At 61.7% G+C, this 13,840-nt stretch carries 19 protein-coding genes and 1 pseudogene; 16 read left to right on the plus strand and 4 right to left on the minus strand.

Annotated features, from left to right (window positions below):
* The first annotated feature begins 41 nt into the window (after nucleotides 1–41).
* The 6 genes from minC to ACZ9IL_RS07380 all read left to right on the plus strand — a co-directional run bounded on the left by minC (nucleotide 42) and on the right by ACZ9IL_RS07380 (nucleotide 3,755).
* A complete protein-coding gene (gene minC, locus ACZ9IL_RS07355; protein WP_476002930.1) occupies nucleotides 42–764 on the plus strand; it encodes a septum site-determining protein MinC in 723 nt (240 codons plus the stop codon).
* Nucleotides 765–782: 18 nt separating this feature from the next.
* Nucleotides 783–1,595, plus strand: coding sequence for a septum site-determining protein MinD (gene minD / locus ACZ9IL_RS07360; protein ID WP_005311266.1), 813 nt, complete (start codon nucleotides 783–785; stop codon nucleotides 1,593–1,595).
* Between the two features lie 2 nt (nucleotides 1,596–1,597).
* On the plus strand, nucleotides 1,598–1,864 hold the full coding sequence (minE, locus tag ACZ9IL_RS07365) for a cell division topological specificity factor MinE (RefSeq protein ID WP_005311265.1): 267 nt from the start codon (nucleotides 1,598–1,600) through the stop codon (nucleotides 1,862–1,864).
* 193 nt (nucleotides 1,865–2,057) lie between these two features.
* Complete coding sequence (locus ACZ9IL_RS07370) at nucleotides 2,058–2,384, plus strand: HI1450 family dsDNA-mimic protein (RefSeq protein WP_042638474.1); 327 nt, start codon at nucleotides 2,058–2,060, stop codon at nucleotides 2,382–2,384.
* A 53-nt stretch (nucleotides 2,385–2,437) separates the two neighbouring features.
* Nucleotides 2,438–3,145: a monofunctional biosynthetic peptidoglycan transglycosylase gene (gene mtgA / locus ACZ9IL_RS07375; RefSeq protein ID WP_476005315.1), complete on the plus strand. Its 708-nt coding sequence runs from the start codon at nucleotides 2,438–2,440 to the stop codon at nucleotides 3,143–3,145.
* Between the two features lie 286 nt (nucleotides 3,146–3,431).
* Nucleotides 3,432–3,755, plus strand: coding sequence for an HI1450 family dsDNA-mimic protein (locus ACZ9IL_RS07380; protein WP_476002931.1), 324 nt, complete (start codon nucleotides 3,432–3,434; stop codon nucleotides 3,753–3,755).
* A gap of 38 nt (nucleotides 3,756–3,793) precedes the next feature.
* Here the strand turns inward: ACZ9IL_RS07380 and ACZ9IL_RS07385 are convergent, their stop codons facing one another.
* Entirely contained in the window at nucleotides 3,794–4,105 is a 312-nt protein-coding gene (locus ACZ9IL_RS07385) for a DUF1289 domain-containing protein (protein ID WP_476002932.1), read from the minus strand.
* Nucleotides 4,106–4,987 carry a CvfB family protein gene (locus ACZ9IL_RS07390; protein ID WP_476002933.1) on the minus strand — a complete coding sequence of 294 codons (882 nt, stop codon included), beginning with the start codon at nucleotides 4,985–4,987 and terminating at the stop codon, nucleotides 4,106–4,108.
* 594 nt (nucleotides 4,988–5,581) lie between these two features.
* Between ACZ9IL_RS07390 and ACZ9IL_RS07395 the strand changes: the two genes are divergently transcribed.
* The 3 genes from ACZ9IL_RS07395 (at nucleotide 5,582) to ACZ9IL_RS07405 (ending at nucleotide 6,574) form a co-directional block, all read left to right on the plus strand.
* The gene (locus ACZ9IL_RS07395) at nucleotides 5,582–6,052 is read left to right on the plus strand and encodes a MarR family winged helix-turn-helix transcriptional regulator (RefSeq protein WP_476002934.1); all 471 of its coding nucleotides are present in this window, start codon (nucleotides 5,582–5,584) and stop codon (nucleotides 6,050–6,052) included.
* On the plus strand, nucleotides 6,049–6,237 hold the full coding sequence (locus ACZ9IL_RS07400; protein WP_476002935.1) for a DUF4250 domain-containing protein: 189 nt from the start codon (nucleotides 6,049–6,051) through the stop codon (nucleotides 6,235–6,237). Before ACZ9IL_RS07395 ends, ACZ9IL_RS07400 begins: the two co-directional genes overlap by 4 nt.
* Nucleotides 6,238–6,397: 160 nt before the next feature.
* Entirely contained in the window at nucleotides 6,398–6,574 is a 177-nt protein-coding gene (locus tag ACZ9IL_RS07405; protein ID WP_476002936.1) for a hypothetical protein, read from the plus strand.
* A gap of 81 nt (nucleotides 6,575–6,655) precedes the next feature.
* Here ACZ9IL_RS07405 and ACZ9IL_RS07410 read toward each other — a convergent pair whose 3' ends face one another.
* Complete coding sequence (locus ACZ9IL_RS07410; RefSeq protein WP_476002937.1) at nucleotides 6,656–7,243, minus strand: FMN-dependent NADH-azoreductase; 588 nt, start codon at nucleotides 7,241–7,243, stop codon at nucleotides 6,656–6,658.
* 225 nt (nucleotides 7,244–7,468) lie between these two features.
* On the opposite strand from ACZ9IL_RS07410, the gene ACZ9IL_RS07415 reads away from it, so the two are divergent.
* From ACZ9IL_RS07415 to ACZ9IL_RS07435, 5 genes and pseudogenes are all read left to right on the plus strand, one after another.
* Nucleotides 7,469–8,359 (plus strand): DMT family transporter, encoded by an 891-nt coding sequence (locus ACZ9IL_RS07415; protein ID WP_476002938.1) that lies wholly within the window; start codon nucleotides 7,469–7,471, stop codon nucleotides 8,357–8,359.
* A 70-nt stretch (nucleotides 8,360–8,429) separates the two neighbouring features.
* Nucleotides 8,430–9,608: a formate-dependent phosphoribosylglycinamide formyltransferase gene (gene purT, locus ACZ9IL_RS07420; protein WP_476002939.1), complete on the plus strand. Its 1,179-nt coding sequence runs from the start codon at nucleotides 8,430–8,432 to the stop codon at nucleotides 9,606–9,608.
* A gap of 106 nt (nucleotides 9,609–9,714) precedes the next feature.
* Complete coding sequence (gene hxpB, locus ACZ9IL_RS07425) at nucleotides 9,715–10,374, plus strand: hexitol phosphatase HxpB (protein WP_476002940.1); 660 nt, start codon at nucleotides 9,715–9,717, stop codon at nucleotides 10,372–10,374.
* Nucleotides 10,375–10,405: 31 nt separating this feature from the next.
* A pseudogene (locus tag ACZ9IL_RS07430) lies at nucleotides 10,406–10,504 on the plus strand (hexitol phosphatase HxpB); the annotation flags it as partial.
* Nucleotides 10,505–10,857: 353 nt separating this feature from the next.
* Nucleotides 10,858–11,061, plus strand: coding sequence for a CPXCG motif-containing cysteine-rich protein (locus ACZ9IL_RS07435; RefSeq protein ID WP_476002941.1), 204 nt, complete (start codon nucleotides 10,858–10,860; stop codon nucleotides 11,059–11,061).
* Nucleotides 11,062–11,202: 141 nt separating this feature from the next.
* On the opposite strand, the gene ACZ9IL_RS07440 is transcribed toward ACZ9IL_RS07435, so the two are convergent.
* Nucleotides 11,203–11,814, minus strand: a complete 612-nt coding sequence (locus ACZ9IL_RS07440) for a riboflavin synthase subunit alpha (RefSeq protein WP_476002942.1) — start codon at nucleotides 11,812–11,814, stop codon at nucleotides 11,203–11,205.
* A gap of 147 nt (nucleotides 11,815–11,961) precedes the next feature.
* Here ACZ9IL_RS07440 and ACZ9IL_RS07445 point away from each other — a divergent pair, with 147 nt between their 5' ends.
* Nucleotides 11,962–12,168 (plus strand): YaeP family protein, encoded by a 207-nt coding sequence (locus ACZ9IL_RS07445; protein WP_476002943.1) that lies wholly within the window; start codon nucleotides 11,962–11,964, stop codon nucleotides 12,166–12,168.
* Nucleotides 12,169–12,321: 153 nt separating this feature from the next.
* Nucleotides 12,322–13,701 carry an MATE family efflux transporter gene (locus ACZ9IL_RS07450; RefSeq protein WP_476002944.1) on the plus strand — a complete coding sequence of 460 codons (1,380 nt, stop codon included), beginning with the start codon at nucleotides 12,322–12,324 and terminating at the stop codon, nucleotides 13,699–13,701.
* The last annotated feature ends 139 nt before the right edge of the window (nucleotides 13,702–13,840 follow it).

The raw sequence follows: 13,840 nt of genomic DNA on the forward strand, positions 1-13,840 counted from the left end.
AATAACAATAACGTATTACCGTCTCGGTTCGGGGAAGATTCATGGTTGAACGCGATAACGAATTGAAAGGGACTACCTTCACTATTTCTGTGTTGCATCTCAGCGATGGCAATCCGACCCGGATCCGTCAATTGCTGGCGGCCAAGGTCGCGCAAGCCCCCCAGTTTTTTAATTGTGCCCCCCTCGTCATCAATGTGGAACGACTGGCAGAGATCCCGGATTTCGATCAACTCAGGGAGTTGGTCGAGTCGGAAGACTTCGTGCTGGTCGGCATCACGGGGGCGAAGGATGAGGCCATGAAGACGGCGGCCAGGGTGGCAGGCCTCGCGGTGATGGTGTCCGGCAAGAGCCGCAAGGTGGAGTCCGAACCCGATCCGGCACCGGCTCCCCAGCCAACCGAAACCATTCAGGTAGCGCCTGCACCGGCGCCCCTGGTGCCGAGCAAGGTTCACATAGGACCGGTACGCTCCGGTCAGCAGCTGTATGCCGCCGGTACCTCGCTGGTGGTGCTGGGTTCGGTCAGTCCGGGCGCGGAAGTGATCGCCGACGACAGCATCCATATTTATGGCGCCCTGCGTGGCAGAGCCATTGCGGGGGCCAAGGGCAACCCCCGGGCCCGCATCTATTGTCAGCAATTACAGGCCGAGCTGCTCTCCATCGCCGGCACTTTTCAGCTGAGCGATGCATTGCCGGCGGGTCTTATCCAAGAGCCAGTCCATATCCGACTGGACAACGAACAACTCCGTATAGACCGTATCAAATAGAGTTACAAGGAAGCGAGAATGGCGCGAATCATAGTCGTTACATCGGGCAAAGGCGGCGTTGGCAAGACCACTACCAGCGCGGCCCTGAGCACCGGTTTAGCTCAGCGTGGCCACAAGACAGTGGTCATCGATTTTGACATTGGCCTGCGAAATCTGGATCTCATCATGGGCTGCGAGCGGCGCGTGGTGTACGACTTCGTCAATGTGATCAATGGTGAGGCCAACCTCAATCAGGCCCTCATCAAGGACAAACGCTGCGAAAATCTGTTCATCCTGCCCGCCTCCCAGACCCGGGACAAGGACGCCCTGACCCACGAAGGGGTCGAGAAGATCCTGGATCAGCTGGCGGAGATGAAGTTCGATTACATCGTCTGCGACTCCCCGGCTGGCATCGAGGCAGGGGCCCTGATGGCGCTTTACTTCGCCGACGAGGCCATCGTCACCACCAACCCGGAAGTCTCGTCCGTGCGTGACTCGGATCGGATCCTCGGCATCCTGGCCTCCAAGTCCCGCCGTGCCGAGCGTGGTGAAGACCCGATCAAGGAGCACCTGCTGCTGACCCGCTACTGCCCGACCCGCGTCAATCGGGGCGACATGCTGAGCGTGCAGGATGTGCAGGATATCCTGGCCATCAAGCTGCTCGGGGTGATCCCGGAGTCCCAGGCGGTGCTGCGCGCCTCCAACTCGGGAGAGCCGGTCATTCTGGACAAAGAGTCCGATGCCGGTCAGGCCTATGAGGATGCCGTTGCCCGCCTGCTGGGTGACACCAAGGATTTTCGTTTTCTGGAAGAAGAAAAGAAGGGCTTCTTTAGCCGACTGTTCGGGAGTTAAACATGTCATTATTGGATTATTTTCGTTCCAACAAGAAACAAAACACCGCACAACTGGCCAAAGAGCGGTTGCAGATCATCGTCGCGCACGAGCGTTCATCCAGAGGGGGGCCGGATTACCTGCCCCAGCTCAAGCAGGACCTCCTCGACGTGATCCGCAAATATGTGCAGATCGATCCGGACAAGATCACCGTCCAGCTCGACAAGAAGAGTGATGAGCTGTCGGTACTGGAGCTCAACATCACCTTCGCCGATGACAAGAAGGGATGAGCTGACGCCCCATGCGTGACCCCTTCCCCCAATGAAGACCGGATCCTGTAGCAGGATCCGGTTTTTTATTACCCTGACGCCGGTCAGCATGCTGCTGCATCTCGCCAAGGGACGAGGGGCCAGCTAGAATACCGCGCACCACCGTTCGCTCACGACGGGGCTTCTTATTTTTATTATCTGGAACAGATGACTTATGTCTTTGAACGACGAAATGCACAGCGTCGAGGAACTGCTCGATACCGCCCTTGAACTCTTTATGGAGCTGGCCTCGGACAACCTGCCGGAACAGGAAATTGCCCTGTTCAACCAGGAGTTCAACAACCGCGGCCTGCTGGCCGAGAGCGATCCTGCCGATGACTGGGAAGCGGACGTGGGTTTTGCCGTGAGCGATGAGGAATACGCCGAAATCTGGATAGGCCTTGGCAACGCGGAAGAAGAGTACGAGCACCTGTTTGCCCGCATGCTGCTCTCCCGCCGGGTCGACGAGAAGTTCTGCCACATCGAATGGCTACCCCAATAATTCCGGATCCCGATGATCCTGGCCACTACGTCTGGGAACCCGAGCCAGACCCCGTGCGGCCGGTGCTGATGCGCCGCCTATTGGGCTGGCTCGGCAAGCTGCTGCTGGGAGCGCTGCTCAGCACCATCGTCTCGGTGGTGCTGCTGCGTTTCATCGATCCCCCGATGTGGACCTGGCGCCTCGAGCGCGCTCTATTCCCGCCCGCCAAGATAACCGAGGTCAAACATGACTGGGTGCCGCTCGAGAAAATCTCCGGCGAGCTGCAGCTGGCGGTGATCGCCGCCGAGGATCAGCACTTCGCCGAGCACAATGGCTTCGACATGGCGGCCATCAACTCGGCGCTCAAACACAACCAGCGCAGCGAGCGGGTGCGGGGGGCCAGTACCCTGAGCCAGCAGACGGCGAAGAATCTCTTCATGTGGAGCGATCGCAGCTTCCTGCGCAAGGGGATCGAGGCCTGGTTCACCCTGCTGATGGAGCTGGGCTGGGACAAGTCCCGCATCCTCGAGGTCTACTTGAATATTGTGGAGTTCGGGCCCGGCATCTATGGTGCCGAAGCCGCCGCCAGGCACTACTTCGGCAAGCCGGCATCCCGCCTGACCCGCTACGAGGCCTCCTTGCTCGCCGCCGCCCTGCCCAATCCCTGGCGCTATCGGGTCAAGCCGCCCTCCCCCTATGTGCAGCAGCGCTCAGCCTGGATCCGCCGCCAGATGGGCCAGCTCGGCCAGGTCACCCTGAACCGGGTACACGAGGCCGACTAGACTGGTCGGCGGGCTCCGCCGCCGGCCCCAGATGACCGCCTATGGTCTCCCGATGCAGCGGCAGATAGTGCCACCACCAAGTCTCCCGCCGCCGTTTGAGCTGTCGCTTCTGCTGTCGTCCTTTCATGCTGCCCACATGCCTTCTCATACCACCGGATGGCGGCGACTCTGTTAACCTTATCCCCTGATCCGGCCATTGGATAGAGGGGCTTGTCTGCGCCCCTCACTGGCCGCCCTCTTCAATAATTGCTACAGTGGCGAACCTGGATGTATCTGGAGTGATTTCATGGAACAACGCAGCCCGGATCAGCTGGTCGAGTGGGCCTATGATCAATTTCTTGAGCAGGCCGCCGACATGCTGGCCCCCGAACAAATCGTCGACATCACCCTCGAATTCGAGCAACGCGGCGCCGTCGAGGCAACTCTGCCCAACGCCGACTGGTCGGCCGAGCTCGGCGTGCCGGTCGACATGGAGCGCTGGGCCGAGGTATGGGTCGGCTTGCTGGATCATCAGGAAGAGTTTGAAGTGATCTACGCCACCTACCTGCTGCCCCGCAGTCAGAGTGAGCACGAGGTACACGTGCGCTGGCACCGTCAGCAACAGGCATGAAAAAGGCACCCCAGGGTGCCTTTTTCATTAGCAGCGACTCAGGGCCGCGCGGCGATCGCCTTGGCCAGACAGCGACGACACCAGCAGCGGGGTTCCTCGCTCATCGGCAGCGGAGGCAACTGGCTGCACCAGCAGGCCGAGATATCCTCGCCGGCCGAGACGGCGCAAAACGCCGGCTCGCCGCAGCCAGGGCACTGGTGGGTGCTGCGCGTACCATCCAGCTCGGCCATCCGTGCCAGCTGGGCCTCGCTGTCCATGGCGGACCACTGCCCGATCTCGGTCAGGGTGCGGCCGCAGCCGAGACAGAGCCCGTCCCTGGCCCGACAGTCACCGATGCAGGGGCTCGGCACTCAGATCTCGCTCACGCCACTGTCGTCCGCATTACCGGCGACCAGGCTGATGCTGTTGTCGTCGATGACAATCTTGCCCTGTTTGTAGAGGCCGCCAATGGCCTTCTTGAAGGTGCCCTTGCTCATGTTGAACATCTGATAGATGAGCTCGGGTTCACTCTTGTCTCCCACCGCCAGGCTGCCGCCCTGCTTCTGCAGACGGGTCAGGATCCGGCCGCCGGCATCATCCATCCGCGCCATGCCGGGTTTTTGCAGGGTCAAGTCCAGCTTGCCGTCATCACGCACCTGCTTGACCCAGGCGGTCAGCGGGCGGCCCGTCATCACCCGGCCGAACACCTCGTTCTTGAACAGCATGCCGGAATACTGACCATTGACCACCGCCTTGATGCCGAGCGGCGTGTGCTCACCCGGCAACGCAGTGACCTCGTCACCGGCCTTGAAGGGAGGAACATCGGTACTGAGGAATCGCTCCAGGCGGCTGGTGCCCACCATGCGGCCCTCGTTATCCAGCATCAGGTGCACCAGATAGACATGACCCACCTGCATGGGTTTGTTCTGCTCGCGACTCGGCACGAACAAGTCCTTCTTCATGCCCCAGTCGAGGAAGGCACCGATCTTGTTGGCGTTGACCACCTTGAGGCCCACGATGTCGCCCACCATGGCATAGGGCTTGTCGGTGGTGATCACCGGCTCGCAGTCGGCATCCAGATAAAGGAAGACGGACACCTCGCTCTCCTCGGTGACGCCTTCCGGCAACTGGCGCTTGGGCAGCAGCAGTTCGCCATATTCGCCCGCCGCCAGCCAGGCGCCACGGTCTTCGAGTTCAACGACGGTGAGGGTGTTCATCTTGCCAATCTGTAACATGGTGATCTCTTCTTTCAATATTCGGATGGGCCAGCATGTCGGGGCCCGTCATCGATGCGCATCGCCGCTGTCGTCGGTAAGTGACGCCAGTCAGGCTCTTTCTCATGCAGGCGCGCATGTTACCCCAGAGCCGTGACAGGGCCTAGCCCCTTGCTCCTGCCCCTGCACTATTTTCCCCTGAGCGTGGTATCGCCCTGGCCATATTAGCAGCATTCGACCTGCGGCTTGCTGCATATCACCCCATTTTTGGGTAGACTTCGCCACCGTAAAATCCGGCGACACCTCGATGAGGCGCGCAGGCGATAAACAAGAGTGCCCGGTGTTTCCAGGGGCACAGAGCCGGACTGACAGGCCATTTGTTGAAATGTGATGCCGCGCACTGTTTTGCAGGGCAATGACATCTGGCCAAGCCACAATGCCTTGATCTCGTTACAAAAAAGCGTGACGGATTAGTTCAATTGAAACCTTTAAAACTTTATTCATGATGCAACACGTGCGCAAACGCACATTTTTCTGGTGCTTGTTCAGACAAATGCCCCGGTGTTACGTATCATCAGGTTCAAAGTATCAAGAGAAACTGCACCCGATGCAGCCGCCACAGCAGGATGTCATATGTCAAAAATCATAGAGCTGCTCGCCCACTATCCTCCCTATCAGCTGGTCCATGCCGCGGAGATGGTGCGCGATACCTTCGAACAGTTTTATCAGCAGCGTTATCAGCTGACGGTGCCCCAATGGCGCCTGATGATGGTGCTCGGCCCCAACTACCCCATCAGCCAGAAAGAGCTGGTGGAGGCAAGCGGGATGGACAAGGTGCGGATCTCCCGCGAGATCCACCGGCTGGTGGAGAAAGGGATCCTGGTCACCGAGAGCAGCCCGCAGGACAAGCGCATCAGCCTGGTCTCCTTCACCCATGCCGGGCTTGTCTTGTTCCAGCAGCTCAAGACCGAGGCCGGCAGCTGGCAACACACCCTCACCGACTACCTGCCGAGCGAGGCGCGGGAGAGCATCCGCCTGCACCTGCAGAGCGTCAGTGACGCCATCGAGCAACTCCACCTGCTGGATAACGAGCAACAGTCATGAACCTGAAAAATTTTGCCACCATGGACGTCAACATGTTGCTGAGCCTGGTCAACATGCAACTGCGTGATCGTTACGATGATCTGGACGATCTCTGCAAGGCACAGGATCTCGATCAGGCGGCGCTGGTCGCCAGACTCGCCTGTGGCGACTTTCACTATCAGGCGGATCAAAAACAGTTCAGATAGGGATCCGGATCACAGACTGCCCCATGGCGCTGGTTCTGGCGGCAAAAACTGCTAAGGTGAGAGCGACCACGTGCCGAGCCGTTGCCTGAGGTATGGATACATCAGGCTGTCACACACAGTGGTGAGTATTCCCCAGATCCACCAGCCAAGGACGACGCCCATGATCCTCACCCGCCAGACCAGCCTGATCATTCTCAGCGCCCTCTTCACGATCAGCCTCTTCTCCCCCCAGTTGCCAGACAGCGCCGAGCAGTGGCTCAGCAGCCTGTTACTGGGTGCACTGGTGGCGGTGTGCCTGATGGTCGTCAGCGGCTGTCGCCATTTCCTGCAGGAGTGAGTGCCCAGCGGCGCCCCTATCCCAAAACAACAACGCAGCCTGATGGCTGCGTTGTTGTTTCTGTCTGGCGTAAGTGACCGCTTAGATAGCCAGGGCTTCCAGCTGCTCCTTGGCCTGCTCGATGCCCTTGGCCTGTGCATCCGGGCCCATGCCCATGCCTTCGGCGTAGATGAAGTCCACGTCCTTGATGCCGATGAAGCCAAGCACGGTGCGCATGTAAGGGGTGACCAGATCGGTGGCGGCGCCGACGTGCATGCCGCCGCGGGGGCTGACCACCAGGGCGCGGGTATTCTCCACCATGCCGATCGGGCCAGTCTCGGTGTAGCGGAAGGTCACGCCAGCACGAGCCACCAGATCGATCCAGTTTTTCAGCTGGGTTGGGATGTTGAAGTTGTACATGGGAGCAGCAATCACCACCAGATCGCTCGCCTTCAGTTCGGCAATCAACTCGTCGGACTGCGCCAGCACGGCCAGTTGACGCTCGCTCAGGTTCTCACCACCGCGCAGACCGAAGGCCAGCTCGCCATCCAGCACCGGCAGGTTCAGGGCAGCCAGATCGCGCACTGTGATGTTGTCGTCCTGGTGATCGGTCAGGAAGCCGTCGATCAGGGCGTTGGATTGGGAATATTGACCCAGGATGCTGGACTTGAGTACGAGGATGTTCGCCATGGTAAGACTCCATTTGATTGTCAGTTGGACAGCAGGACTGTCGATGGAGGTCACTATAAACATTGGGGTTCAAGGCTGATAGCGAAAATAGATGCTCAATTTGTTCAAAATTTTTGATGCATGGATATTTTATCGCCAGCGGCGATGCAGCCGCCACCCTGCCCTTGGCAGAACAAACGATTGCCGTTATGATCCGCGGCACTTTTTTGCATGACCCCGGACCCCATGGAACCCTCCCGCAGGCACTCTCCCTTTGCCGGCGCCGTCTGGATGATGGTGGCAGGCCTCTGCTTCGCCGCCGTCAACAGCCTGAGCCAGTACGTCAGCTTCACCCTCGGCCTCCCCTCCACCCTGGTCGCCTTCCACCAGTACCTGATCGCTCTGGTGTGTCTGCTGCCCTGGCTGGTTCGCCACGGCCTGCGCCAATCCCTGATGACCAACCAGCTGCGCCTGCACCTGCTGCGGGTGCTGCTGGCGGTCATCGGCATCCAGTTCTGGCTGTGGGCGCTGGCGGTGCCCGTGCCCATCTGGCAGGGCATCGCACTGCTGATGACCTCGCCCCTGTTTGCCACGCTTGGCTCCGCCTTGCTGCTCAAGGAGCGGGTGAGCCGGGCCCGCATCCTGGCCACCCTTGCCGGTTTCGTCGGCGCCATGCTGATCCTGGCCCCCTGGACCGATGACTTCAGCATGGCCTCCCTGCTGCCGGTGGCGGCGGCCCTGTTCTGGGCCGGTTACTCCCTGCTGGTGCGCTATCAGGCGGCGAGCGAGTCGTCCCACACCATAGTGGTCTACCTGCTCATCTTCAGCACCCCGTTCAACGCCATGCTGGCCCTGCCCCAATGGCAGTGGCCGGGCGAGACCCAGTGGCTGTTGCTGGCGGCCTCTGGCGTGCTGTCGGCGCTGGCACAGATGTCCATCGCCCGTGCCTACAGCGTGGCCGAGGCGTCGTTTGTGCAGCCGTTCGACTTTGCCAAGCTGCCGATGAATGTGCTGGCCGGCTGGCTGGTATTTGGCTGGGCACCCCCCGGCCGATTGTGGCTCGGCGCCGCCATCATCATCGGCGCCATCACGCTGCTGACTCATCTCGAGCAGCGTGCTCACAAATCCGTTTCCTGAGGTACGCCATGCGTGCCTCTTTTTTTGTCCGCTCATTGGCTATAGATACTTGGACCTAAGGAGAGATCAGATGTTTGGAACCGCCACCCGCCCCGGCGCCACCCGTGCCCTGCTGCTCGGCTCGGGAGAGCTCGGCAAGGAAGTCGCCATCGAGCTGCAGCGCCTCGGCATCGAGGTGATCGCCGCCGACCGTTACCCCAATGCCCCCGCCATGCAGGTGGCCCACGCCGCCCAGGTGCTGGACATGCTGGATGGCGCGGCCCTGCGCGCCCTGGTCGAACAACTCAAACCGGATCTCATCATCCCCGAAATAGAGGCCATCGCCACCGATACCCTGGCGCAGCTTGAGCAGGAAGGAGTCTGCGTGGTGCCAAACGCCCGCGCCACCCAGCTCACCATGAACCGCGAGGGGATCCGCCGCCTCGCCGCCGAAGAGCTCGGCTTGCCCACCTCCTCCTATCGCTTCGCCCAGAGCAAGGAGGAGTTCGTCGCCGCGGTGGCGGCCATCGGCCTGCCCTGCGTGGTGAAGCCGGTGATGAGCTCGTCCGGCAAGGGGCAGAGCCTGCTGCGCGAGCTGGCCCGGGTCGATGACGCCTGGACCTATGCCCAGGAGGGGGGGCGCGCCGGTCGTGGCAAGGTGATTGTCGAGGGCTTTGTACCCTTTGACTACGAGATCACCCTGCTCACGGTGCGGGCGGTGGACGGCATCCACTTCTGCGAGCCCATCGGCCATCGCCAGGAGGACGGGGACTACCGCGAATCCTGGCAGCCCCAGGCTATGAGCGAGCTGGCGCTGGCCCGTGCCAGAGAGGTCGCCGCCAGGGTGGTCGAGGCGCTCGGCGGCCATGGTCTGTTCGGGGTCGAGCTGTTCGTACAGGGAGACAACGTCTGGTTCAGCGAGGTCTCTCCCCGCCCCCACGACACCGGCATGGTGACCCTCATCTCCCAGGATCTCTCCGAGTTCGCCCTGCACGTGCGCGCCATCCTGGGGCTGCCCGTAGGCCACATCACCCAATACGGGCCGAGCGCCTCCGCCGTGGTGCTGCGAGAGGGCCACAGCCAGGATATCCGCTATCGGGGCATTGGCGAGGCCCTGAGCCTGGTGCCGGGTGCCCAGCTGCGGCTGTTCGGCAAGCCCGAGATCGCCGGTCGCCGCCGGCTCGGGGTGGCCCTGGCCCGAGGCCAGGATTGCGACGAGGCGGTCGAGCGGGCCAAGGCCGTGGCCGCCAAGGTAGAGGTCATCTTTTAAGCGAACGCCGCTTCCCACATGATCCGGCGCAAGGGGCAGTGAAATGCCCCTTTTGCATTTGCCCGTCCGGCTTATAATCCCCGTTCAACCTTGTCAGGAGTAGATGATGTTAACTGCCGTGATCTTCGATATGGACGGTGTCCTGATCGATTCCGAACCCTTCTGGCAGCGCGCCCAGATCGCCGTGTTCTCCGAAGTTGGCCACTTCCACACCGAGGAAGACTGCAACTCCACCATAGGCGTGCGCATCGATCAGCTGGTGGCCCACTGGTACCGTATCCGCCCCTGGAGCAGCCCGAGCCAGGAAGAGGTGGTGCAGCGCATCCTGGATCAGGTGATCGCCCTCATCTTGCAGGAAGGCCAACCCAAAGAGGGCGTGCTGGAGGCGCTGGCGCTGATGCAGGCCCGTGGCCTCAAGATTGGGCTCGCGACCTCCTCGCCCTTTGCCATGGTGGACGCGGTGCTCGACAAGCTTGGCATCAAGGAGCACTTCCTCGCGGTACACTCCGCCGAGGTGGAGCGCTTCGGCAAGCCGCACCCGGATGTCTATATCCATGCCGCCGAGAAGCTCGGGGTCCTGCCGGTGCATTGTCTGGCCATCGAGGACAGCTTCACCGGCCTGCTGGCGGCCAAGGCGGCCTCCATGCAGGCGCTGATCGTGCCGGATCCCGCATTAGTGGGTGATCCCCGCCTCGCCATCGCCGATCACCAGCTCGCCTCGCTGGCCGAGCTGGATGACGCCATGCTGGCGCGCTGGATAGCCTGAGTCATCGAGAGGCGCTGATCGTTCCATGCGCCCCGCATTAGTGGGCGATCCCCGCCTCGCCATCGCCGATCACCAGCTCGCCTCGCTGGCCGAGCTGGATGACGCCATGCTGGCGCGCTGGATAGCCTGAGTCATCGAGAGGCGCTGATCGTTCCATGCGCCCGGCATTGGTCGGTGACCCCCGCCTCGTCATCGCCGATCACCAGCTCGCCTCGCTGGCCGAACTGGATGGCGCCACGCTGGATAGCTGGCTAGCCTGAGTCGGCTGACAACACCGACCCTGTTTGTAGCCCCGCCCTAGCGGGGCTTTTTATTGCCTCATCCATCAGCCATCTGGACTCGCGGCGCCATGCCGGTGGTTGGATAAGGGGCGCGCCCCGGATACCGATCCCTGCCCTAAACGTGCGCTCGCTCGCGGTTGCACCGCCCCTTGCCGACTAGAATCAGGATAGAGAGGCGGCCAGTCGGCCCGAGGAGGTCACCATGATCGAGTACACCAGCAAGCGCATCGTCTGCCCCCACTGCGGCCACCACACCCGCATCGAGCTCGATGCGAGCCAGGGGGATCAGGAGTTCTACGAAGACTGCATGGCCTGTTGCAATCCCATCCACCTGCGCCTGCACCGGGATGAGGTGCGCGACTGCCTGCAGCTGTTTGTGGATGCGGACGACGAGCAGATGTTTTAACGACGCCGGGCATGCTGGCTCAGCACCCATAAGGCAGTTCATTGCACTGTTTAACGCAAGATTAGCAAGATGGACGATCTGTAGAATTAAAAGAAGGCCAGCGATCTGCTGGCCTTTTGCTGTCGAACCGGGGATGTCGGCTTAACCTCGCGCCGCCAGCACCCGCTCTACCGTATCGACGATGGCCTGGGTCTGGGGATCGATCTCGATGTTGGTGTGCCAGCCTGCCTTGACCCAGCCGAGGTTGGTGCGAGCCAGGGTCTCGGGGATGAGGTTGACGCAAAACTCATTGCTGCGCACCTCCCCCACGGTCAGGCTGATGCCGTCGATGCCGATGTAACCCTTGGTCAGCACGTATTTCATCAGCGTTGGGGCCAGGCGATACCAGATCTGGCGGTTATTCGGGGTGTCGATGACCGAGATGACGTCCGCCGTGCCCATGATATGGCCGGACATGGCGTGGCCGCCAATCTCGTCGCCAAAGCGGGCGGCCCGCTCCACGTTCACCTTGTCACCCGGCTGCAACTGACCGAGGTTGGTGAGGCGCAGGGTCTCCTGCATCAGATCGAAACTGACCAGCTCCCCCTCAATCCGGGTGACCGTCAGGCAGCAGCCGTTGTGGGCCACGGAGGCGCCGAGCGCCAGCCCCTCGCCCCAGGCTGGATCGGGCATGCGGATCACATGGGTGCGAAAGTTGGGTCGCTCGGTGATGGCCACCAGTTCGGCGGTCCCCTGTACTATGCCGGTGAACATGTTTCGTCTCCATGTCGTGAAAAATGGGCTGAAAAATCGCTGGCAGGTTAACCCCCGCCATCGGCCAAGACAAGCGCACCAGCTGACAAGCCCGGGCCCTATCGCTATAGTGGCGACCAGTACAGTTTGCCGATTGAGGATAAAATAATGCAGGTATATCAGTGTTGTGAGGCCATTCGCATCGCCTATAGCCAGATTGGCTCCGGCGAGCAGGGTTATGTGCCGCAGGCCATCGCCGCCACCATCAGGGCGCTCAACGCCGTGGCAAGCGACGAGCGGGTACCCGGCGAGCTGCGCGAGCAGGCCGCCTATGCCGCCGCCAATCTACTGATCAGCGATCACGAAGACGCCTGATCTCGCACCAAAATACGCCGCCACCGCTTTCGGATTGGCCATTTTTCAGGCTAGAATGACACCCCCGCATTTTGTCTCCTCCGGGACGAGGAGACAAAAGCCCCTCTCAATCATCCGTTCTTTCTCTTTTATCTGATCCACTCGGAGGTGTCAGTGCAACGTTATTGGTCCGAGGCGAAGCAACTCGTTCGTCTAGCCAGCCCCATCCTGGTCGCCCAGGTGGCCCAGGTCGCCATGAGCTTCGTTGATACCGTGATGGCGGGCCAGGTCAGCGCCGTGGATCTCGCGGCGGTGTCGGTGGCCTCCAGCTTCTGGTTGCCGATCATCTTGCTGACCCAGGGCATCATCATGGCGCTCACCCCCATCGTCTCCCAGCTCAACGGCGCCCGCAAACGGGATGAGGTACGCCCCGCCGTGCACCAGGGCTTCTGGCTGGCGCTGATGGTGATCCCCTTCGCCATGCTGGCGCTCTACTTCAGCCCGCTGGCGCTGCACCTGATGGACGTGGATCCGGTCATGGCCGCCAAGACCACCGGCTTCCTGCACGCCATCATGTGGGGCCTGCCCGCCTTCGTGCTGTTCCAGGTGCTGCGCAACTTCAGTGAGGGGCTCTCCCACACCATGCCCACCATGGTGATCGGCTTCGTCGGGCTGGCGGTCAATATTCCCGCGAACTACGTCTTCATTCACGGTCACTTCGGCATGCCCAAGCTCGGCGGGGTCGGTTGCGGCGTCGCCACCGCCATCGTGCTCTGGGCCATGCTGCTGGCGATGATCCTCTACGTGAAGTTCTCCTCCCACTTCAAGAAGATCGATCTGTTTGCCCAGCTCGCCCGTCCCGACTTTAGCCGGATCGTGCGCCTGTTCCGCCTGGGCTTCCCCATCGCCATGGCCATCTTCTGCGAGGTGACCCTGTTTACCGTGGTAGCCCTGATGCTGGCCCCCTTCGGCGCAGAGACGGTGGCGAGCCACCAGATAGCGCTGAACTTCTCCAGCCTGGTGTTTATGCTGCCACTTTCCATCGGGGTGGGGGTGACCATCCGGGTCGGCCACAGCATAGGCGAAGGCCATCCTGATCACGCCAGGGTCGCCGCCCGTACCGGCCTGATGCTGGGCATGGCGGTCGCCGCCGGCACCGCCGCCCTCACCGTGCTGCTGCGTGAGCATATCGCCGGGATCTACACCGACGACATGCAGGTGATCACGCTGGCGGCCACCCTGCTGTTCTTCGCCGCCATCTACCAGATCTCCGATTCGGTACAGGTGGTGGCGGCCGCGGCCCTGCGCGGTTACAAGGACACCAAGGCGATCTTCTACGTTACCATCGTCGCCTACTGGGGTCTCGGGCTGCCCACCGGCATGATCCTGGGGCTGACCGACTGGCTGGTGCCACGCATGGGCCCGCAAGGCTTCTGGGTCGGCTTCATCGTCGGCCTCACCGGGGCCGCCCTGATGCTGGGTGCCCGACTGCGCCTCATCTATGGCCGCTTCGCGAGTCCGGAGGCCTGCACCGCCCTCTCCCGGGCCCAGTAAAGCGGCGCTCGGCGAGCCGCTAACTGGCGCGGCTCGCCTGCAAAATCAACAGGCTGCGCAAGAACTGGGCAAACAGTCCCCTTTGTGCATGTCCCTTGTTGACAGCCTTGGGGGGCATGGGTAGTATGCCGACCACGCC

It is taken from the genome of Aeromonas sp. TECH754, assembly GCF_056279295.1.